Source organism: Companilactobacillus sp. FL22-3, assembly GCF_054881455.1.
On the sequence record NZ_JBTYYZ010000003.1, the window covers coordinates 208,769 to 229,603 of the forward strand.

Annotated in this window: 19 protein-coding genes; 7 read left to right on the forward strand and 12 right to left on the reverse strand. The window is 37.8% G+C overall.

Features of this window, described 5'->3' with window-relative positions:
- Positions 1 to 17: 17 nt before the first annotated feature.
- Positions 18 to 707 (reverse strand): N-acetylmannosamine-6-phosphate 2-epimerase, encoded by a 690-nt coding sequence (locus ACYT32_RS04385; RefSeq protein ID WP_395264507.1) that lies wholly within the window; start codon positions 705 to 707, stop codon positions 18 to 20.
- A 158-nt stretch (positions 708 to 865) separates the two neighbouring features.
- Between ACYT32_RS04385 and ACYT32_RS04390 the strand changes: the two genes are divergently transcribed.
- Positions 866 to 1,681 carry a MurR/RpiR family transcriptional regulator gene (locus ACYT32_RS04390; RefSeq protein WP_395264506.1) on the forward strand — a complete coding sequence of 272 codons (816 nt, stop codon included), beginning with the start codon at positions 866 to 868 and terminating at the stop codon, positions 1,679 to 1,681.
- Positions 1,682 to 1,806: 125 nt separating this feature from the next.
- On the opposite strand, the gene ACYT32_RS04395 is transcribed toward ACYT32_RS04390, so the two are convergent.
- The 7 genes from ACYT32_RS04395 to ACYT32_RS04425 all read right to left on the reverse strand — a co-directional run bounded on the left by ACYT32_RS04395 (position 1,807) and on the right by ACYT32_RS04425 (position 10,145).
- Positions 1,807 to 2,781: an aliphatic sulfonate ABC transporter substrate-binding protein gene (locus ACYT32_RS04395; RefSeq protein WP_395264505.1), complete on the reverse strand. Its 975-nt coding sequence runs from the start codon at positions 2,779 to 2,781 to the stop codon at positions 1,807 to 1,809.
- Positions 2,778 to 4,295, reverse strand: coding sequence for an AMP-binding protein (locus tag ACYT32_RS04400; protein ID WP_395264504.1), 1,518 nt, complete (start codon positions 4,293 to 4,295; stop codon positions 2,778 to 2,780). Before ACYT32_RS04400 ends, ACYT32_RS04395 begins: the two co-directional genes overlap by 4 nt.
- Positions 4,252 to 5,469: an acyltransferase gene (locus ACYT32_RS04405; RefSeq protein ID WP_395264503.1), complete on the reverse strand. Its 1,218-nt coding sequence runs from the start codon at positions 5,467 to 5,469 to the stop codon at positions 4,252 to 4,254. Before ACYT32_RS04405 ends, ACYT32_RS04400 begins: the two co-directional genes overlap by 44 nt.
- Before the next feature lie 176 nt (positions 5,470 to 5,645).
- Positions 5,646 to 6,455, reverse strand: a complete 810-nt coding sequence (locus ACYT32_RS04410; RefSeq protein WP_395264502.1) for an SDR family NAD(P)-dependent oxidoreductase — start codon at positions 6,453 to 6,455, stop codon at positions 5,646 to 5,648.
- Between the two features lie 86 nt (positions 6,456 to 6,541).
- Positions 6,542 to 8,866: a glycoside hydrolase family 65 protein gene (locus tag ACYT32_RS04415; RefSeq protein WP_395264501.1), complete on the reverse strand. Its 2,325-nt coding sequence runs from the start codon at positions 8,864 to 8,866 to the stop codon at positions 6,542 to 6,544.
- 270 nt (positions 8,867 to 9,136) lie between these two features.
- The gene (locus tag ACYT32_RS04420) at positions 9,137 to 9,394 is read right to left on the reverse strand and encodes a RodZ family helix-turn-helix domain-containing protein (RefSeq protein WP_395264499.1); all 258 of its coding nucleotides are present in this window, start codon (positions 9,392 to 9,394) and stop codon (positions 9,137 to 9,139) included.
- A gap of 262 nt (positions 9,395 to 9,656) precedes the next feature.
- The gene (locus ACYT32_RS04425) at positions 9,657 to 10,145 is read right to left on the reverse strand and encodes a hypothetical protein (RefSeq protein ID WP_395264498.1); all 489 of its coding nucleotides are present in this window, start codon (positions 10,143 to 10,145) and stop codon (positions 9,657 to 9,659) included.
- A gap of 446 nt (positions 10,146 to 10,591) precedes the next feature.
- On the opposite strand from ACYT32_RS04425, the gene ACYT32_RS04430 reads away from it, so the two are divergent.
- The 6 genes from ACYT32_RS04430 to ACYT32_RS04455 all read left to right on the forward strand — a co-directional run bounded on the left by ACYT32_RS04430 (position 10,592) and on the right by ACYT32_RS04455 (position 17,235).
- The gene (locus ACYT32_RS04430; RefSeq protein WP_395264497.1) at positions 10,592 to 11,605 is read left to right on the forward strand and encodes an ABC transporter ATP-binding protein; all 1,014 of its coding nucleotides are present in this window, start codon (positions 10,592 to 10,594) and stop codon (positions 11,603 to 11,605) included.
- Entirely contained in the window at positions 11,602 to 12,573 is a 972-nt protein-coding gene (locus tag ACYT32_RS04435) for an ABC transporter ATP-binding protein (RefSeq protein WP_395264495.1), read from the forward strand. Before ACYT32_RS04430 ends, ACYT32_RS04435 begins: the two co-directional genes overlap by 4 nt.
- Positions 12,573 to 13,532, forward strand: a complete 960-nt coding sequence (locus ACYT32_RS04440) for an ABC transporter permease (protein WP_395264494.1) — start codon at positions 12,573 to 12,575, stop codon at positions 13,530 to 13,532. Before ACYT32_RS04435 ends, ACYT32_RS04440 begins: the two co-directional genes overlap by 1 nt.
- Positions 13,533 to 13,547: 15 nt before the next feature.
- Complete coding sequence (locus ACYT32_RS04445; protein WP_395264493.1) at positions 13,548 to 14,498, forward strand: ABC transporter permease; 951 nt, start codon at positions 13,548 to 13,550, stop codon at positions 14,496 to 14,498.
- Positions 14,499 to 14,643: 145 nt separating this feature from the next.
- Positions 14,644 to 16,455, forward strand: a complete 1,812-nt coding sequence (locus ACYT32_RS04450) for an oligopeptide ABC transporter substrate-binding protein (RefSeq protein ID WP_395264492.1) — start codon at positions 14,644 to 14,646, stop codon at positions 16,453 to 16,455.
- A gap of 210 nt (positions 16,456 to 16,665) precedes the next feature.
- Positions 16,666 to 17,235, forward strand: coding sequence for a sugar O-acetyltransferase (locus ACYT32_RS04455; protein ID WP_395264491.1), 570 nt, complete (start codon positions 16,666 to 16,668; stop codon positions 17,233 to 17,235).
- Positions 17,236 to 17,297: 62 nt separating this feature from the next.
- Here the strand turns inward: ACYT32_RS04455 and ACYT32_RS04460 are convergent, their stop codons facing one another.
- The 4 genes from ACYT32_RS04460 to ACYT32_RS04475 all read right to left on the reverse strand — a co-directional run bounded on the left by ACYT32_RS04460 (position 17,298) and on the right by ACYT32_RS04475 (position 20,751).
- Complete coding sequence (locus tag ACYT32_RS04460; RefSeq protein WP_395264489.1) at positions 17,298 to 17,909, reverse strand: NAD(P)H-binding protein; 612 nt, start codon at positions 17,907 to 17,909, stop codon at positions 17,298 to 17,300.
- 147 nt (positions 17,910 to 18,056) lie between these two features.
- Entirely contained in the window at positions 18,057 to 19,121 is a 1,065-nt protein-coding gene (locus tag ACYT32_RS04465; protein ID WP_395264488.1) for a baeRF8 domain-containing protein, read from the reverse strand.
- 188 nt (positions 19,122 to 19,309) lie between these two features.
- Positions 19,310 to 20,155 (reverse strand): aldo/keto reductase, encoded by an 846-nt coding sequence (locus ACYT32_RS04470; protein ID WP_395264487.1) that lies wholly within the window; start codon positions 20,153 to 20,155, stop codon positions 19,310 to 19,312.
- A 59-nt stretch (positions 20,156 to 20,214) separates the two neighbouring features.
- Positions 20,215 to 20,751, reverse strand: a complete 537-nt coding sequence (locus ACYT32_RS04475) for a GNAT family N-acetyltransferase (RefSeq protein ID WP_395264486.1) — start codon at positions 20,749 to 20,751, stop codon at positions 20,215 to 20,217.
- Between the last annotated feature and the right edge of the window lie 84 nt (positions 20,752 to 20,835).

Below are 20,835 nucleotides of genomic sequence, written 5' to 3' on the forward strand. Positions count from 1 at the left end.
TCTATCAACTCCTTATTTTATTGAAGGGCTTTGATGAAACGTTGAGCAATTTCCAAAGGACGAGTAATCGCACCACCAACTACGATCCCTGTTGCACCCATATCTTGAATCTGTTTGGCTTGTTGTGGCGTGTGAATTTTACCTTCAGCGATAACGGGCATACCGGCATCGATATAAGCTTGAATCAAATCAATATCTGGGCCATCTTTTTCCACACTCTCTTCGGTATATCCGCTTAAAGTAGTGCCGACAAAATCCACTCCTGCTGCATAAGCATTTTGACCCTCCTCAAATGTTGAAGTATCTGCCATCAACAACTGATCAGGATATTTAGCTTTAATCTCTTTGATGAATTCAGCAACGGTTTTGCCATCATGTCTAGGTCTCAAGGTGCAATCAAAAGCAATCACCTCTACGCCAGTTTCATGTAATTCATCAATTTCTTTCATCGTAGCTGTAATGAAAGGTTTCTCTGGCGGATAACTTTTCTTGATAATGCCAATGATCGGCAAATCTACAACTGCTTGAATCTCTTTGATATCACGAACTGAATTGGCACGTATCCCGACTGCTCCAGCTTGTTTAGCTGCCAAAGCTAACAAGGGCATTACTCCGCCAGCTTTTGTATAAAGCGGTTCTCCTGGCAAAGCTTGGCAAGATACGATTAATCCACCCTTAATTTGTTTAATAAACTTATCTTTATTCATTCTCCAATTTCCCTCCAAAATATAAATCTTTGGATTTAATTCTCCATAAGCAATATAAAACATCCCAGCTTGTTTGTAAACCCTTTCTTTTTCGATTTCTAAATTAGAGCCTGAAATTGTATAATTATAAAGACAAAATAATTGGAGAAGGTTTAAGCATGAATATCGATGATCTTATCAAAAGTAAATATGAAACTCTGACCAAATCTGAAAAGCGAATTGCTCAATATATCCTCAATAATAAAAAATCGGTTATTTATGGCACGATGGAGACAATAAAAAAAGACATTGCAGTGGGAGATGCTACAATCGTCCGTTTTTCAAAAAAATTAGGCTATTCGGGATTCAACGACTTAAAAATCGATCTTGCTAAAAATGAATTGGAAGCTAATAATGTCGATTCCAGTCACGACTACTATGATGACATTGCCGATCACCTAATCACTACCATTAAGGACACGGTCGCGTTGATCAATCCTGAAGATCTCAATTCAGCAATTTCTCTAATTTCCAATTGTCGAAAGATGTATATTTTCGGCGTCGGTCACAGTGGTGAAATTGGTAAAGATTTTTCAAAAATGCTATTGCGAATCGGTTTAATCGTTCAAGCTGAAACTGATCCCCACTTCCAGTCACAAATGGCCGCGATGATGACCAAAGATGACCTAGTTATTGGTATCTCCTTATCCGGTGAAACTAAGGACACTTATGATTCTTTAACAGTTGCCAAAAAAAGTGGCGCAAAAGTCATTTCTATCACCAATAACAACCTCTCCTCAATTGCTCAAATCAGCGATATAACGTTACGAACTTCAATTGAAGAATTTTTAGACGGAGGCTCATTAGCTGGGCAATTATCGCAATTGTATGTCTGCGAAGTACTGATCCATGGTTATGAACGACAAAACGATGTAGATGCTGTTTCCTTGCGGGAAAAGGCTCTCCGTTCGATTATGGATAAGCGTATGAATTAATAAGCACTCTGACTGTTTATTCAAACGAACCTTTCCAAGATTGTTTCTTAAGTACAAAATAACAATTGAAAATGAACGACAAAAAACTCCAATCGGAATTTATTCGATTGGAGTTTTTTGAAATTTTATTGATTCTTATAATCGCCTGAGTCACTCACGGTAACTTTATTTTCAATCAAGTTTTCTTCATAGAACAGATCCGCAATCTTCTGCTCTTCTTTGGCATACGTGCTGTTCATAGCACTAATTCCGTAAGTTCTGCGGTCGACCATCTTCTTAACCACGGCTTTAGAAACGTTCAATGACTTACTCATCATTGTGATAAGTTCACTGTGATTCTCGTTAGCCCACTTCATATCTTCTTCAAGATACTTGATCAGATATTTTGAAACCTCAGTATTAGACTTAGCATAACTTTGCATTGCCAAGATGTAATCACGGTTATTGGTGATACCAACACCATTCGTTAACAATTTAGCGTTTTGGGTAATTTCAGCTTGTGACGTGTATGGGTCCCAAGTTGCCCAAGCGTCTACTTTACCTTTTGAAAAAGCGACACTGGCACTTGATTGGTCCATATTGACCCAAGTAATATCACTAGCCTTTAAACCGGCCTTCTTCAAAGCTGCTAACAACATATATTGGGAACTGGTTCCTTTAGTATAAGCTACCTTCTTTCCTTTCAAATCTTTAATGGAGGAAATGCTGGAAGTCTTCTTGACCAAAATTCCTGAACCTTTAGCCTTAGAATATCCTGCAGCGACGAAAGTCAATTTAGTTCCAGTTGAAAGAGCCGATACTGGCGGTGTATCACCAGTTCTAGCATAATTGATACTTCCGGCCTTTAGGGCTTGCATTAATGAATTACCATCTTGGAATTCCTTCCAGACGATCTTGTAGCCTTTAGCCTTCATCTTCTTAGCAAATTCGCCGCGTTCTTTGGCAATATCGAAAGGATCACCCTTCTGATAACCAATCGTCACTGTTTGTAGGTCTGAACTGGCAGCTCCTGCATCAGTCTGTTTGAATCCATAGAAGGCAATGATAGCCCAGAATAATAAGACAATCCCAATCAGTAATTTTTTACGTTTTTTTCTCATACAGCTCTCCCAACTAGATTTGACATAACTTGTTCACGTAATTTTAAGCGAATAACCTTACCCGTTGCATTGCGAGGATAATCTTGTACAAAAAAGACTCGCGTTGGTTGTTCATATTTAGCTAAAGTCTCTTTAGCATGAGCTAATATTTTTTCACGAACTAGCTCTTCATTCTGCTTCCCATTAGTAATAATCACTGCCGTGACCGCTTCACCATAAATCGAATCAGGTGTACCAATAACAGAAACTTCTTTGACGAAACTCAACTGACTCAAAGCGTTCTCCACTTGTGCAGGAGCAACTTTTTCACCACCACGATTGATGATGTCTTTTTTACGCCCTTTGACAAAGAGATACCCATCCTCATCCAGATAACCTAGATCACCGGTTAAAAACCAGCCATCTTCAAATGATTCTGGGTGCGGATCGAGATAATCTTTAATAACATGGTCACCACGAACTACGATTTCACCAATTTTGTTAGATTCAGTCTCAATCACTCCATCATTCATAATTTGAACTTCGGTTTTATAAGCCTTGCCGGCTGAACCTACTTTAGGCGCATCGAAAGGATTGATCGTACATTGACTAGCCGTTTCTGTCATCCCGTATCCTTCCAAGATTGTTGTGTGGAACCTCGTTTGAAAGGCGGTCAATTTATCCAACGGTAAAGCAAATGACGAGCATCTGACGAATCGTAATCTAATATCGTCATCGTAACTAGCATTAGCCTTTTGATTGATCAGTAAGATGTTGACGATCGTAGGGACTACGGAGACCCAAGTTACTTGATTATCTCTCACCTGATTCCAAAACTTAGACGCACTGAATTTTTCTGCAATAACTAACTTGCCTCCAGACAATCTCGTTGCCAAAATTGAAACGGCTTGGGCATTGATATGAAACATTGGCATAACCACCATAGTCGTATCTTGTGGTGTCATCTTATGACTTTCAATATCATGTTCAACACCATTAAAGAGTATTTCATGTGAAAGACCCACTCGCTTAGGTTTACCAGTTGTTCCAGAGGTATTCATGATCAAAGCCAAATCTTTATCTTCAGCTACGCCAGCATCATGTCCCATCAATTTGCGGTCACGGATAATGTGTAAGAGAGAAAAAGTTTGCAAATGTAACGCCGTTACAATGGCTAATCTGTCATCAAGTGCAGCGTTGATCAACTCCTCGCCAACAATCGAAGCCACATAATCATGTTCACTCAATGCTTGTTTTAACTCTAGTTCAGGGGTAGTTGCTGCGATGGGATGCATGACGGCACCAACTTCCCAAAGAGCTTGAGCAATTACTGGATAAGCCGCCGTATTTGGTAAGCAAACCAAGACGACATCGCCCATTCCAATGTGAAGATCTAAGAATTCCTCTCGTAAAATTCTGACATCGTCAGCTATCTCATATCCAGTAAACCAACGATTCATTTTTTCATCTTTAATAATTTTTTCAGACATATTATTCTCTAATTGCTTGTTTAATTGATTTGTTATTTTTGACATTTTCTTTTACTCCTTCGACTTCTTTTTTAGCCTTACTGAGATGCCACTGTGGACGTCCAATCAAGACACCAAATGGGGGAACTTTGTAACAGAACCAGGAAATTAAGAATGCACCGCCTAAAACAAAGGCGTAGCCCACTGGCAATAATAGTAATGTCACGATTGATGGTAATTTGATTACACTCAAGATACCGTATAACAGCGTTATAGGAATCGTTTGGGTCAGATAGATTCCAAAGGAAACCGTCGACATATTTTTAACAATTTTATCGAGCCAATGTGGGAAATTCTTTTCGCGTGCCTTGGCATACTGTCTACCGATCCAAAATACGAAAGCGATCATAAAAGTATCGTAAATGAAGATAAAGGGCTGATGAATGGATTCTGTTGCACCCATACTTAACTTCAAAATCTTTAAGTTACCAAAGAATAAGGCAACTGTTCCTAGCGCTAATACCAAGGTGGACCAACCAATCACCCGATGATTTTTTTCGATAAAACGGTCGACTTCATCATAGTGAATTGCCACGAACGCTCCAGCGATGAAATAAAATTGGTAAACCAAAATATTCATGCCATAAGCTCTAAATAAGTACCACCAACTGTCACGGTCAACTCCAGGCAACCAGTACTTGATACCAATGACTAGCAGTAATTGGATGATGGCACTAGCTACTAAAATGGTCACGTGATGATTTTTCAGTTTCTTGAACATGTAGACCAATAATGGAAAAATCAAATACAATTGGAAAGTGACCAAGATATAGTACATGTAGTATTTATTACCATGAATAATTGCATCAAATAAGTTTTTGAAGTAATTAGGCCAATTTATCGCAATCCCAGCGGTGATCGTTGCAAACCACATCAGAATAGCATTCCAACCAATATAAGGAATTCCCACACTGATATAACGTTTCTTCCAAAATTTGAACCAATGTTGTTCTTTATTGTAATAATTGAGAACTAAAACGAGTCCGGTCATAAACATAAAACCCATTCTCGTAAAGTGAAGTGCCAAATGAGTCGCCTCTAAGAACAACTCACTGCCAGAACCACTGCCGACATTGTTCTTAAAAGCTGTGGTCGTATGATTCAACAACACCCCTGCGATAAAAAGTACACGCATCAGGTCGACTTCATACAAATATTTTTTCTTTTTTACTTGTGTCAAAAGGTCACCTCTGTAACTTGTTTCTTGTTTCTATCAAAAGCATATTTAAGTTATAGCATCCCTAGAGGTGTAGGGTCTTGATGATTCAATAAGGTTAAAATAAGAAATTCTTAGAGAACAAAAAAAGTGCCCTAAATGATATAAAAATCACTTAGGACACCATTTTATATTTACTATTACTTCATCAATCTGTGCAGTACAGTTCTATAAGTATTAGGCATAGTCCGAGCAATCATCACCATGCCATGATCCATAACCGAATTAAAGTAACGACGTTTAGGATGAATATCTGTCGCAGCTTGATAAAAGACTTTTGCTAAGTCTCTTGAAGTCGCCCCAGAACCAAGCATTCCAAATAAGTGTTCAACTTTGTCAATTAAATCTTCATAAGGGGAATCATCAAACAGATTCTCACGTGCATTTTCAAAAGCAATTTTACTCCACTCTGACTTAGTTAAGCCTGGTTGTACCACAACTGAGCGAATACCAAATTTTCGAACTTCAGTATCCAAAACATCACTCCACATGTTCAAACTAGCTTTGGTGGCATGATACCAACCACCTAATGGGCTATAAACATTGGCTCCAATCGATGAGATATTGACGATTCGTCCAGACTTTTGTTGGCGCATATATGGCAAAACATATTTTGTTAATTGACCAGCACCAAACAAATTGACTTCAAATTGTTTCTTAGCTTTTTCAATCGGCACTTCCTCTAAGGGTCCATACTCGCCATAACCAGCATTATTGATCAAAACGTCGATATGTCCCTCTTCTTTAATGACATGATCGACCAAGCCACGGACTGATAATTTGTCAGTTACATCCAACGCTTGGGTATGGATACCTTTTTCTTGTAGATCTTTCAAACGCTCGATACGACGGGCTCCACCATAAACTGAGAAACCTTGTTCTTTAAAAAGTAAGGCCGCCTCACGTCCCATTCCTGATGAAATACCGGTAATGATAACTACTTGTGCCATATTCCCCTCCAAGTTCACTTTTATTACTATTTTAAACCTTGAGCAGAAAAAAAAGACCAATCAATATAAATTGGTCTTTTCTATCATCATGTGATGATTACCTCAACTAAATTTTTTATTTCAACACCAGAATTCGCCGATACCTGATATTCTTGACCGTGATTGATAAACTCGATTGGATCTCCATGAACATGAACTTTCAATGTTTGATGATCAACTTCAACAAAAACTTCGCTGCCTTGCCAATTGATCTGATATTTGAGACTCTTCCATTCTTTTGGCAAATGTGGTTCGATCTGTAATTTGCCGTTGTCAGTTCTTAACCCACCGAATCCTTGCACTGTCATATTCCAAATTCCACCGCAACTAGCTAGATGGATTCCTTGTACAGCCTTGCCGACATGAACACCCAGGTCTGTCTCACAAGACATCTCATAATAATGATACGCTTTATCAGCCAGTCCTAATTCACTAGCCAAAATGGAATGCGTTGACAGTGATAATGATGAATCGTGGGTTGTCTTAGGTTCATAATAATCCCAATTACTTCTTTTGACATCATCACTGAACATATCTTCAAACAGACACATCAGTAATAAGACATCTGATTGCTTCGTAACTTGCATTTGACCGATTTGAGTCAAATTGTATGTCTTAAAAATATTACTCAATTGATTATTCTCAACAAAACGAGAGACATCGATCACTTTCTTTGATAAATATTGATCGTCTTCAGGAATTACCCCAGCCTCATTTGGTTGTGGCAAATAGATCTTATTAACTTGTTCGACCCACTGTGTATAAGTATCATCTAAATCCAATCTGTTATTCAATTCAACATACAGATCTGGATAATCTTCTTTGATTAAGTTGTAAACTTTGATGGCTTTTTGAATACTCCACTGAGCAGTGTAATTCGTATAAGCATTGTTATTGATATGTTCCTTATACTCATCCGGACCGATAACGTCATTGATTTCGTAGCGGTCTTTTTCGTAATCGTATTCCAGGCGGCTACTCCAAAATTTTGCTCCGTCCAAAACGATCTCGTAGCCCATCTTTTTAGCAAACTCTTGGTCACGGGTCACACTCAGATACTCCATGACAGCAAAGATAATATCACTGGTAATATGAGGTTCAATGAAACCTGACCAAACTTTCATTGGCTTACCAGTAATGATATCAGCTGAACCCCACAATGGTGCGGTCTCACCATCAGAAGGATTAGCGGCTTCCCATGGGAATTGAGCTCCTTGATAATTGTTATTACGGGCTTTACGATGGGCACCTTCCAAACCTAGATAACGGTAGTTCAAGAGACTCTTCGCTACTTTAGGTTTGGTAAAAATATAATAAGGCAACATGAAAATCTCGGTATCCCAGAAAGTATGTCCCTTGTACCCTTCACCAGTTAAACCTTTCGCACCGATACTCATCCGTGGATCATGTGGGGTACTAGCAGCCAGTTGATAGCGGGCAAAGTTAACTGCCACTTGAGGTTTCTCATCCGCTGCTTCAATCTTTAGATAATTTTTTTGCCAAACTGCTTTGTCCCATGCGCGAGTGGACTTATGCAACAATTCTTGATAGCTGCTCAAGCCAGCATATCTCAAAGCCGAAATTGACTGGTTGACTAAATCATAGATGTCACGATCAATACTTGTAGAGACGTTAACGTACTTAACGAAAGCTAATTTCTGACCTTTTTGCAGGTTGACTTCAAAACTACCAAAGATTTGACGACGTCCCATATCCAAAGACGGCTTAGTATTCAACATCACTTCATCAACGAACAATCTATGTCTGACGTTAAAAGCAAAATCGATTCCAGATTGTTGCGTCTTCATTTGCAGTTGAATAAAGTTCTCGTCAAAGAGACGCTTATCACCTTCAATCAAGTGTTGAGTAGAACTATTGGATTGTTGTCCATCAATACCTGATTTGATCTTCAAGTTGATATCTTGATCAGCCGTAATCTCAACTTTGGAGACGAATAGATGCTTGTCATCCATTGAAACGAAACGATTATATCTAAAAGTGATCCGTTTGCCATCAATGATCCAATCAAAGATACGGGTCAATTCACCATTTTTCATATTCAAATATTTTTGATAATGTTCCACTTTACCATCTTTTAGACAAAGTGGATGACCGTCCACCTGAAGGTCAATATTTAAAATATCAGGCAAATTAGGCAGCTCTGTCACTTCACCAGGAAACGCATCGAAGGTGCCTGAGACAAACATATTACGCCGCTCATGCAAAGTGCTTTCTTCTTCTGCGGCCCTGATCCCCAAATAACCATTGCCTTGAAACATTAAGGTTTCAATTTTATTGACTGTTTCGTCATCATGATTGTTAGTTGCGATACGCCAACTATTTTTCTTATCTGTATTTATGCAAAATTTCATTTCTCATCGTCCAATCAAAAATAATTTGCCTCAATACTGGTAAATGGGTTGACCTGTTTAAACTTCCTCGAGACCATTGTAAACGATTCAGCTTATATTGTAAAAAAAGAGGAATTATGCACTGACTAATTTATTACTATCATCAGCAATAAAGATAATCATAAATTATATTTTCTGTCTAAACAAAAATACCTTCTGATTCTAAATACTGAATCAGAAGGTATTTTTAATTGCTGGACAAAAGCTAGTTTTCAAACCAGCTCTCATTTTCTATTGTCGTCTGCTCTTATTCTCTTTTAAATTCTTTAAGATCAGCTCTTGCATTTCCTTTAAATCCACACCGTACAAGTCTGATAGGACAAATAATAATTCCCCATCGATAATCTTATTCTTATCAGTTTCAATTGCACTTAAAACTGAGGTCGATGTAGAAAAATTATAATCGCTCTTCACAGTATCAACGACTTGTTGCAAGGTCATTTCCTTAAAGAACCGTTTGGTCCGAAGATATCTTCCAATTGTCATCATATGCCAATACAACCTATACCTTTCATAAATGATAGTCTTACCCAAAATATGACTTCTCAACTAAACCATATCAAAAAGCCGACTTTAACATAACACAAAAAATATTCTAAAAGAAATAATTTTTTATGACTGCACTATTTAGTAGGATATCAGTTATTCCTTAGAGAAACCTTAAATTAAAATAATATCCCTCAAATTAATGCTTTTATTATTATATCCTTTTATGTCAGATTAGCTCCAGCAAAAAATACAAAATTAATTTTTATTTATTAATATCCGTTTGTAACTGATTTAATTGCCCACTATTGGATAATTTCTGATATTGCTGATAAGCCTGATACCAGTTTCCAGAAGCAATGGCTTGACGTAAGCCGCCATAACTTTTATTGGAAAAAATTTCTTGGGCCGCTCTTTGGGACTGTGCAGCGGACAAGTCAGATGAATCTTCAATCAAATTAGCTGTCTTAGTTTGACTGTTAGCAGCTGAAATCAATTGCGACATTTTCTTCTTACCTAAAATAGAAGCTGCCTGATCAATTTTCTTATCTTTAGTTGAATCTCCAGTCTTCTTTGACTTAACTTTTTTGACTAATTCTGACTTAACAACCTTGTCGCTAGCAGTGTCATTACCAGTTAAATCACGGACGATGTTATTTAATGGAAAGAAAAAAACGATACACAAAGCCAAAATAACCACGATTCCCCCAATTGTCAGGAACAACGATTTCTTACTTGTTTTACGATGACGCATATAACCACCCTTTTCTAGTTACGTATTTTAACACTTATTAATTTCAACAATTAGCTTCAAAAAGCATCGTCCTAGTATGGATTAATGTCTTGATTTCTGCAATCTTTTTCCTCAATAAAATAATTGTAAAAAAAATTAGAAAAGAAATACGAATAAATTTTATCGTTATAACGCCATAATACCGTGTTTTTTTAAAGACGTAGCGTCATCTTTTTGGCCAATATTACCGCTTTCAATCTCTCTTTTTAGCTCAAAAAGCTGTTAAATGTACATTTGAACGTAATTAATCTTTTTAATCTTTTTCTAATAATAAGACTTGTAAATTAAATTTAAGTTAATTATAATCATCATCAAACATTAGATCCGCCAGCAAGCACATCAGCCATACAAGTTCTAACTGCTGATTAGGTTAATAAGAAACAAATTAGAAACGGGGAGGCGATTCCTTGGAGCAACAAGAAAAGTTTTTAAATATCAAGGATGTCAGCACAGCTTTTAAAATCGACGGAAAATTTTACAATGCAATCTCACATATTAATCTGGAAGTTAAAAATGATGAGATCTTAGCAATTGTCGGTGAGTCAGGTTGCGGTAAGAGTACCTTAGCCACAACTATCATGGGACTTCATAATCCCGATGAAACTAAGACCACTGGCGAAATTGATTTTGAAGGAACCAATTTGTTAAAGCTCAATGAAGAAGGCTATAACCATTTACGTGGTGCCAAGATCGGTATGATTTTTCAAGATCCGCTTTCAGCCTTGAACCCTTTAAAAAGAATTGAAGATCAAATTCAAGAAGTTATGGACTATCATACTTACCTTTCCGATACTCAGAAACATCAAAGAGTCCTTGAATTACTTGATCAAGTCGGAATTGTCAATCCCAAAAGAACAGCACGACAGTTTCCACATGAATTATCTGGTGGTATGAGACAACGGGTCATCATTGCGATTGCAATTGCCTGTAAACCAGATTTAATTATCGCTGACGAACCAACGACTGCTCTAGATGTAACTATTCAAGCACAGATCCTCGACGTTTTGCAAAGTATTCAAAAGAAAAATCATGCTGGAATTATTTTAATCACCCACGACCTTGGTGTCGTAGCTGAAACAGCCGATCGAGTAGCCGTAATGTATGCCGGGCAGATTGTTGAAGAAGGCAGCGTTGATCAAATTTTTAATAATCCACAACATCCCTATACTCGTTCTCTTTTGAGATCAATGCCTCAATTGGACGATGAGAATGATGATCTTTACGTAATCAAAGGAAATGTTCCTTCTCTTCAAAAAATGCCGCAAATGGGCGATCGTTTCGCCCCCAGAATTCCATGGGTACCTGCTAGCGCTCACGAAAAAGAACCTAGCATGCATGAAATTGAAAATGGTCATCTAGTTCGTTGCACTTGCTACCAGTACTTTTCATTTCCTGATGAACAGGGGGTCACCAATTCATGAGTTTAATTCAAATCAATGATCTAAAAGTACACTACCCTATCCGCTCAGGTTTTTTTAACCGCATCACCGATTATGTTAAAGCCGTAGATGGTATCAGTTTTGATATTCAAGCTGGTCAAACTTATGGATTAGTTGGCGAGTCAGGATCTGGTAAATCTACTACTGGTAAGGCCATTGTTGGTTTAGAGAATGCCACTAGTGGTTCCGTTACTTATAAAGGAAAAGATATTACCAAAAAAGCCAATCGTCAGTCACTGGATTACAACCATGATGTCCAGATGATTTTCCAAGATTCACTTTCTAGTCTGAATCCGCGTAAAAGAATCGAAGACATTATCGCTGAACCGTTAAGAAATTTTGAACATCTTGATAAAGACGCTGAAAAGTTAAGAGTTTTGCAACTGCTTGATATCGTCGGTCTTGATGCCGATGCACTCTACAAATATCCGCATCAATTCTCTGGTGGTCAAAGGCAAAGAATCGGCGTCGCCAGAGCAGTAGCAACCAATCCTAAATTGATTATTGCTGATGAACCAGTTTCAGCTTTGGATCTATCAGTTCAAGCTCAAGTTCTTAATTTTATGAAAAAGATCCAACGTGATTTCAATATCTCCTATCTATTCATTTCCCACGACTTGGGCGTCGTCAGACATATGTGTGACAACATTGCGATTATGAACCGAGGTCGGTTGGTTGAAATTGGTTCCAGAGATGATATTTATAATCACCCTCTTCATATCTACACGAAGCGTTTGTTAGCTGCCATCCCAGAAACTAACGTCAATCATCGTGAAGAACATCGAGCTAATCGACTGCAGGTGGAAGCAATCTACAAACAGCAGCAAAATGATTATTACGATCAAAGCGGATTGGCCTACCCACTAGTTCAAATTAGTCCGACTCATTCAGTCGCTTTGCCACCAAATATGATCGAAAAAATTCAACATGAAGGGACGGTGCAGGCATAATGTGGAAAACAATTCTTCGTCGTATTTTAATTATGATTCCAGAAATTATTATTCTCAGCATTCTAGTTTTTCTTTTAGCTAAAGCAATGCCTGGAGATCCCTTTACTGGTTCGATCAATCCTAAAGCTGATCCAGCTCAGTTACATCATTTGATGAAAATAAATGGCCTGTACGATCCTTGGTATCAGCAATACTGGAATTGGGTAGTTCATCTATTCCACGGTAATCTAGGAGATAGTTATCAATACCAAGAACCAGTTGCTCGTTTAATCGGCGATCGAGCTGTCAATACACTCTGGTTAGCTCTTTTTACAACTATATTAACGTATTGCTTGGCTTTACCAATGGGACTTTACGCTGCTAAGCACGAAGGTAAATTACCTGACACCGTTATCAGAATCTATACTTACGTTACATACTGTATTCCTTTCTTCGTTATCTTAGTTATTGGTATCTGGATCTTTGGTTACGTTCTTGGTTGGTTCCCAACAACTGGTTCGATCTCGTCTACTGCTAATCCGGGATTTGCCTCAATTGGCTCTCGACTCTACCATATCCTCTTACCAGGTCTATTAGGAGCACTCTTCGGAACCGTCAACGTCGTTCAATACTTACGTTCGGAAGCAATCGACGCCAAAGGTTCTGACTATGTAAGAACTGCCCGTTCAAAAGGTGTTCCTGAAAAAGATATTTATCGACACCATATTTTCCGAAACTCACTCTTACCAATCGCTGCATTTGCAGGTTATTCACTTACTGGTTTGTTGAACGGATCACTCTTTACTGAAACAGTCTTCTCTTACCCAGGTATGGGACTACTTTTCATCAATTCGATCAGTTACCGTGATTACACTGTTATTACGGCCTTGGTCCTGATCTACGGTATTTTAAATCTATTGGGTACATTACTATCTGACATCATTCTCAGTTTGGTTGACCCAAGAATCAGGATTCAATAAAGGAGGCGACTAATTATGGAAGAAAATCTCAATAAACATTCAACAATTTCAGCTGACGATTTAAGTCGTCTCTCTAAAGAGGCTCAAGAAGAAGCTACTCCTTCAGCAACTAAAATCATCTGGAATGAGTTTAAGGCTGATAAGCCTGCTATGGCAGCATTGATCATCGTCGTGGCATTCATCTTGTTTATCATTATCGCATCGGCTTTTATCAACACATCCCAGATGATGCAAACCAATATCATGAATTATAATGCGGCTCCTGGTACCAATGGTTTCATCCTAGGGGCAGATACAGCTGGGCGATCAATTGCTAAACAGTTGATCGTTGGGGCTAGAAACTCGGTTGGTATCGCAATTGGTTTGACGATCATCTCCTCAGCTTTTGGTATTTGTTGGGGATTAATATCCGGTTATTTTAATGGCTATATTGACTGGACAATGCAACGTGTTTACGACTTCATGATGATGTTACCTATGACAATGATGATCATCGTTTTAGTTACAATCATTAAAAACTATAACGCCGTGACACTAACACTAATTTTTTCAATCTTCTATTGGGAAGGAACTTCCCGTTTGATTCGATCACGAACGCTTTCTGAGTCGAAGAAGGACTACGTGGCCGCTTCAAAAACTTCTGGAACTAGTAATTTTAAAATTATTTTTAAGGAAATCATGCCTAATATTTCATCGTTGATCATTGTCGACACGACTTTATCCTTTGCTGAAAATATCGGTGTTGAAACTGGGCTTTCCTACCTAGGATTTGGTTTACCAATTTCTACACCATCATTAGGTACTTTAATTGCTAACGCCAATGATCCTAACAATATTACAGAATATTGGTGGACTTGGTTACCAGCAGCACTTTTGATTATCATTCTTTGTTTATCGATCAGTTATATTGGCCAAGTAATTCGCCGTTCAGCAGATGCTTCTCAACGCCACGGCATCGAAGCCTAACTATTTTAAACAAACCTGTGAAAGAAGTGATGCCTCTATTACCACAAGCGAAATATCTGTTTTAGAATCTTATCCACCAGTTTTCTCTTATCAACAGTTCTATTGAACCTATTCTGACTAAATAATTTCCAAGGGGGAAATATATATGGTTAAAACTAAAAATAAACTAGCTACCATTGCTGTAACTTTTCTAGCAGCTTTAACTCTGGCCGGTTGTTCAAATAGCAATTCTTCAGCAACTTCCAGTAAGGCACTTGACTTACCAACTGCTGCTAAGAATACTGCTAAAACTGATGCCACTGCTACCAAAAATGGTACTTTGAAATTGGCTTTACCAACCAGTTCACCATTCCAAGGTATTACTGATGCAGTCTTACAATCTAATGCATCTGATCAGATGGCTTTTTCTCCAGGTGGTCTTGATACATTATTCAATACCGATAAAAATTATAAAATCGTCGATGGTGGTCTTGCCAACCAACGTCTCGATCGTTCAGCCAAAACAGCCACAATCACACTTCGTAAAGGTGCTAAGTGGTCTAATGGTACACCAGTAACTGCTAAAGATATTGAATATGCCTATGAAGTTTTGGGTAATAAGGAATCTACTACTCAACAATATTCTTCAGACTTTGAGAATATCAAAGGTATGGCAGCTTATCATAATGGTACTGCTGACACAATCTCCGGTATTACTTATCCTAATGGCGAAAATGGTAATTCTGTCGTCATCCACTTCAAACAAATGGCTCCAAGTATGAAATTCTCCGGTAACTCATACATCTGGGGTAGTGTTGAACCTTACGAATACATCAAAGATGTTCCTATCGCCAAACTTGCTTCTTCTGAACAAGTTCGTAAGAATCCTATCTTCACTGGTCCTTACAAGCTAGATAAAATTGTTGAAGGTGAATCAACATCATGGTCACCAAACAAGTACTACTACGGTAAGAAAGCTCAAATCGGCCACATTACCATCAATGTTGTTTCTCAAAATAATATTGATAAAGCTCTTCAATCAAAGAAATATGATTCAGTTGTTCCAAGTACTGCTGGTCTGTTAGGCGGTACTGATTATAAGGCCTTGAAGAACCTCAAAGGTTACACTGATGTTGGACAACCTGCTTTGTCTTACAGTTACTTTGCCTTTAATTTAGGTCATTTCGATACTAAGACTGGTAAAAATGTCGAAGATTCTAATAAGAAGATGGCCAACAAGAAGCTACGTCAAGCTATGATGTATGCTCTAAACGTTGACCAAGTAACCAAGAAGTTTAGTAATGGTGTTAAACAACGTGCTAATACTTTGATCCCACCTGTATTCAAGAATTACTACGATAAGAGTGCTAAAGGTTACACTTTGAATACTAAGAAAGCCGAAAAATTACTTGATGAAGCTGGTTACAAGAAACGTAACGGTAGTAAATGGCGTTCTGATCCAAAGGGCAAACCATTAACAATTTACTTCGGTGCTATGACAAGTAACTCCAGTACTGAAGCTGTTTACCAAGATTATCTACAACAATGGCACAAAGTTGGTTTGAACGTTAAATTTACTAGTGGCAAACCAATGGAAATGAATAGTTTCTACGATACTTTGGAAAAACCAGAACAAAACAAGATGGATCTATGGTTAGGTGCCTGGTCATTATCATCTGAACCTACTCAGACACAACTATATGGCGAAACCGCTCCATTCAACTATGGTCACTTTGTAACTGCCAAGAATACTCAATTGATCAATAAGATGAACGACAGTACTTCTTGGAATGATGCTACACGTGCTAAGACCTTCAAGGAATGGCAAAACTATATGAACTCTCAAGCTGCTGTCGTTGGTGAACAATTCAACTACGCATGGCAACCAGTTAACAACCGTGTCAAAGGATTCGATGTCAGTCCTGCAAATACAGAATTCTACAGCAATCTGACATTGACTTCTTCAAGTATGAAGTAGTCAATGGGCTCCATCATTCATGATCGATTAACCACTCTCCCACATTACACACATAAAAATGGTTAATTGGTTTTGTTTAAAACCTCAAAAAAAGCTGAAACATTTAGATAATTCCCAATCTAAATTGTTTTAGCTTTTTTGCTGACTTTGACTATTTTCTAATTGTGCTATGCTTAACATATGTCAATTTTGAGGAGAGATTAATTTTAAATGAATATTGAAGAAGATTCATCGTACCAACAAATGATCAATGGAGAGCTGTATCTAGAATCAAAGGATCTAGCTAAGCTACGTAATGACGTTCGGACTAAATTAATGGAATATAACCGAATTGCCAATAATGAGGAACGTAATACAAAGATCAAAAGTTTGATGAAATCAGTCGGTGATAGATTCTTCGTTGAACCAACTCTTTATTTTAGCTATGGCGTGAATATTACCATCGGAAATCACTTTTACGCTAATCACGATGTGATGCTCTGTGACGAAGGCAAAATCACCATCGGTAATGATGTCAAGTTTGGACCCAAGGTGGGTCTCTACACGCCACAGCATCCTCTAGATCCAAGCGTTCGTCGTACTGAAGCTGAAACAGTCGCTCCCATTACGATCGGTAACGATGTTTGGGTTGGTGGCGGAGCCAGTATCTTACCAGGTGTCACACTGGGCAATAATGTTGTCGTTGGTGCGGGATCTGTAGTCACTCATTCATTCCCAGACAATGTAATTGTAGTCGGCAATCCGGCACGAATCCTTAGAGAAAATAAGCCTAAAGCTTAAAAATACATACAAAAATTCCAGTGAATTAACTATTTTAATTGGTTAACTCACCGGAATTTTTTTTAATCGGCTTTACGACTGATAGCTATACTGTCATGCGAATCTAATTTATCGCTGTGGGCTAAATGGACGATCAAATCGGCCACACTCTCTTTAGAAACTTCATCCACTTTATAGGGAGCCCCATTATGAACTATTTCATAATTGGTTACATCTTTTCCATCATCTAACCAACTAGGACGGATAATAGTGTAATTCAAATCTGAGTTTTCGATTAAATTTACTACTTGGCGGTATGGGGCCAAAATCTCTTCTTCTGTCAAGTTTCCTGATGCTCCAGTTGTCGTAGGAACATCGTTGCAAAGGCCCATTGAAGTCAAAAACAAGAATCTTTTCACGCCTGCTTTGTCCATTGCATCGACGATCTTTTGAATCATGCGTTCTTCATTGCTATCAAGTGATACCAACACCACATCGATGCCTTCCATCGCTTCATTCAAAATCTGCTCATCAATAATGTCTCCTTGAAATACACGCTCTCGGCTTTGGTCAACTGACAAAAGTCCGGTATAACGTGCCATCAAAGTAATATTATCATCAGTTTTGTTCAAAAAATATTTGGCAGCTGTTTGTCCCATCAAACTAGTTGCACCAATAATTAATACATTTGTCATGCTACTCTACCTCCGATTTTTTACTCCTCAGTTACACTCTAATCCTAACTCTTTTCTAAAAAAAACGGTTGTTTTTCTTATAGACAAGACGAAAAAAGTGTCAGTCTACTATCAGACCAACACTTTTTCTAATTTATTACTGTTAAACTAATACAAAATTGCATTTATACTAGGATAACTAGTGTCGCCAGGCGTATATAATACCCGACAACTGATTTTATTGAGTAAGGATTTGATCAGTAATTTATTATGTTCAACTGAATAAGAACTACCATCATTAAACGACACTAAAGATTTAACAATCCGATTGTTCAATGCTGAATCGATGATACTGATATCGCTGACTACGCGTTGTTTCTCCTCAGCCAATTTAACATCTTGTTTCACTTGTTCTACTTCAGCTAATCTCTGTGCGGCAAAGAAATTATTGATTATCTCCGCTAAGACTGTTCGTGACGGATTAATAACTGATTCACGAATGACACCACCGATATATGCACTATCCTCATAAGACTTCAGATAAATATCTAAGGTCTCTGGTAAGCCTGTTAAAATGACAGTTTTCCCAGTCTCACGATGAAGTTTCGATAATTCACGGTTTAAATATCGATAGTAGATAGTTTGGTCCTTTTGTTGCTCTTCAGATTTAGTCCGATGACCATGATAAGCCGCTGTCAATCCTCCATATGAACCTGAATTCAAATTGGAGTTAGCGTCAAAATCTGTATAGTAGTCTGAAAACTTGGAGTGAATCCCCTCTATTTCAACTTCATTCAAACTTTTAATATCATAGATATTGATTCGATCCCGACTTAAGTTAATCAAATACTCAGGCCTGTGAACTTCCTCTTCCGGTAACAATAAATCTTGAACTAAAAAGGTGTTTCCCACATGTTCTTTTGCTAAAACAGTATGTTCCATTTCACAAATTTCAATCTGTTCATTGTTGGCAAAAATTAAAAGTGCCTTCTTAGAACTGTTCCATAATTTACGATCTAAGATTAAAGCTTCCAAATTCTCAACTGCTTGATTCCATTCTCGACGTGGATAATTATATTCAAGATCTTTTTTTACATCTTTTAAAAGATTTTTATAGGCTAACAAATTAGACTCTGCTTGAGGAGTTGTCGGATGAATTGGTAAAATAATGCTGATTTTAGGTTCCAAATCGGATTTTAGAAGTTTCATTAAGTTATCGTTTTGTAATTTCATAGTTCCTCTTCTTTTCCATAAAATCTTATCGTTATCATTAGTATATTTTTATATTAGCATGTTAAATGTGAAAAGTCTAATTATTATATAATTCTTTTAATTTTTCGAACAAAAAAGCTACTCATCGATTCTAACTTTGAATCAACAAGTAGTTTTTCCGGATAAAAATTAAATTTCACAGCTTATTTTTAGCCTTGGGTTGGATTATGAAAATGTGATGGTGCAGTGTCAGGCATAGCATTCAAAGTTGCCATATCTTCAGCACTGATTTCAAAGTCTAACTTAGCATTGGCCAAGATGTGTTCTTTATGAACCGCCTTAGGCAAAGGCAAGACGCCGTTTTGAATTACAAATTGAATTGCTAATTTTGGAACGCTGATATCATACTTTTCAGCCATCTTTAGCATGTCAGGATTGTTAATCAAGCCACCAGTAGCTAGAGGCGAATATGCTTCTACTAAGATATCATTCTCTTTAGCGAATTCAGTGATTTTTGGTTCTGTAAAACCAACATAGTATTGAATTTGATCTACCATTGGCTTAACAGTTGCCGTCTTCATAACATTTTCCAAGTCGTGGACATTGAAATTGGAAACTCCAATCGTTTTAACTCGTCCAGATTGATAAATCTCTTCCATTGCCTTCCAAACTTCAAGGTTTTCTTTGTCATAATTAGCACCGATCTCATTCCATGGCCATGGAGCGTGGACTAAGTAGAGATCCAAATAGTCGAGGTCAAGGTTCTTCATCGTGGTATTAAAGTCATCTAAAGCACCTTGGTAAGACTTAGTTTGACCTGGCAGCTTCGATGTCACGAAGACATCCTCACGTTTGAGACCAGAATCTCTAATACCTTGACCAACTTCTTTCTCATTTTCATAGGCTAGAGCCGTATCGATATGTCTATAACCGGCATCCAAAGCATCCTTTACTGCTTGGCGTGCTTCATTGGCGGGAATCTGCCAAGTACCAAAAGCTACCTTGGGAATTTTTACACCATTATAAATATCAAAAGTATCAGTTAATTTTGTCATAAAATGCTCCCTTCAAATCATCATTAGAGATGATAATAAACCTTAGAGCTTACTCTAAGTCAAACATTATAGGGCAAAACTTTGTCCATCTTGTCCAGACGAGGGTTGAGATTCTTTTCAAGCCATACCACATCTAACCAGCGATTGAATTTGAAGCCAACTTTAGGAAACGTCCCAACTTTTTGATAGCCGAATTTCTCATGGAAACGAATGCTATTGTCGTTTCCTTCAGTAACGCAAGCCATCAGATTAACTACACCTTGTTTCTTCAAGGTAGATTCTAGTACTTGATATAATTTAGTTCCTAGTCCGTGACCCTTAAATTCACGGTCAACATAAATACTAGCTTCCACAGTCCAAGCATATGCAGCACGGGGACCATACAAATGAGCATACGCATAGCCACAGATTTTATCGTCATCATTTAAAGCGACGAGATATGGAAAATCTCTGGAAATGTCGATGATCCTTTGACGAAAGTTTTCAAGACTGGGAATGGCATCTTCAAACGTGATCGTGGTATTTGTGATATAAGGTGCATAAATGTCGAGTAAAATTTGGGCATCGTCTGGAGTTGCCTGTCTGATCTTTACCATGGAAAGTCCTTCTCTCATTGGAATAATTAATAATTATAGTCTATTTTTGATCCCTTTGGCATAAAAAATTTCAAAATTTAAACG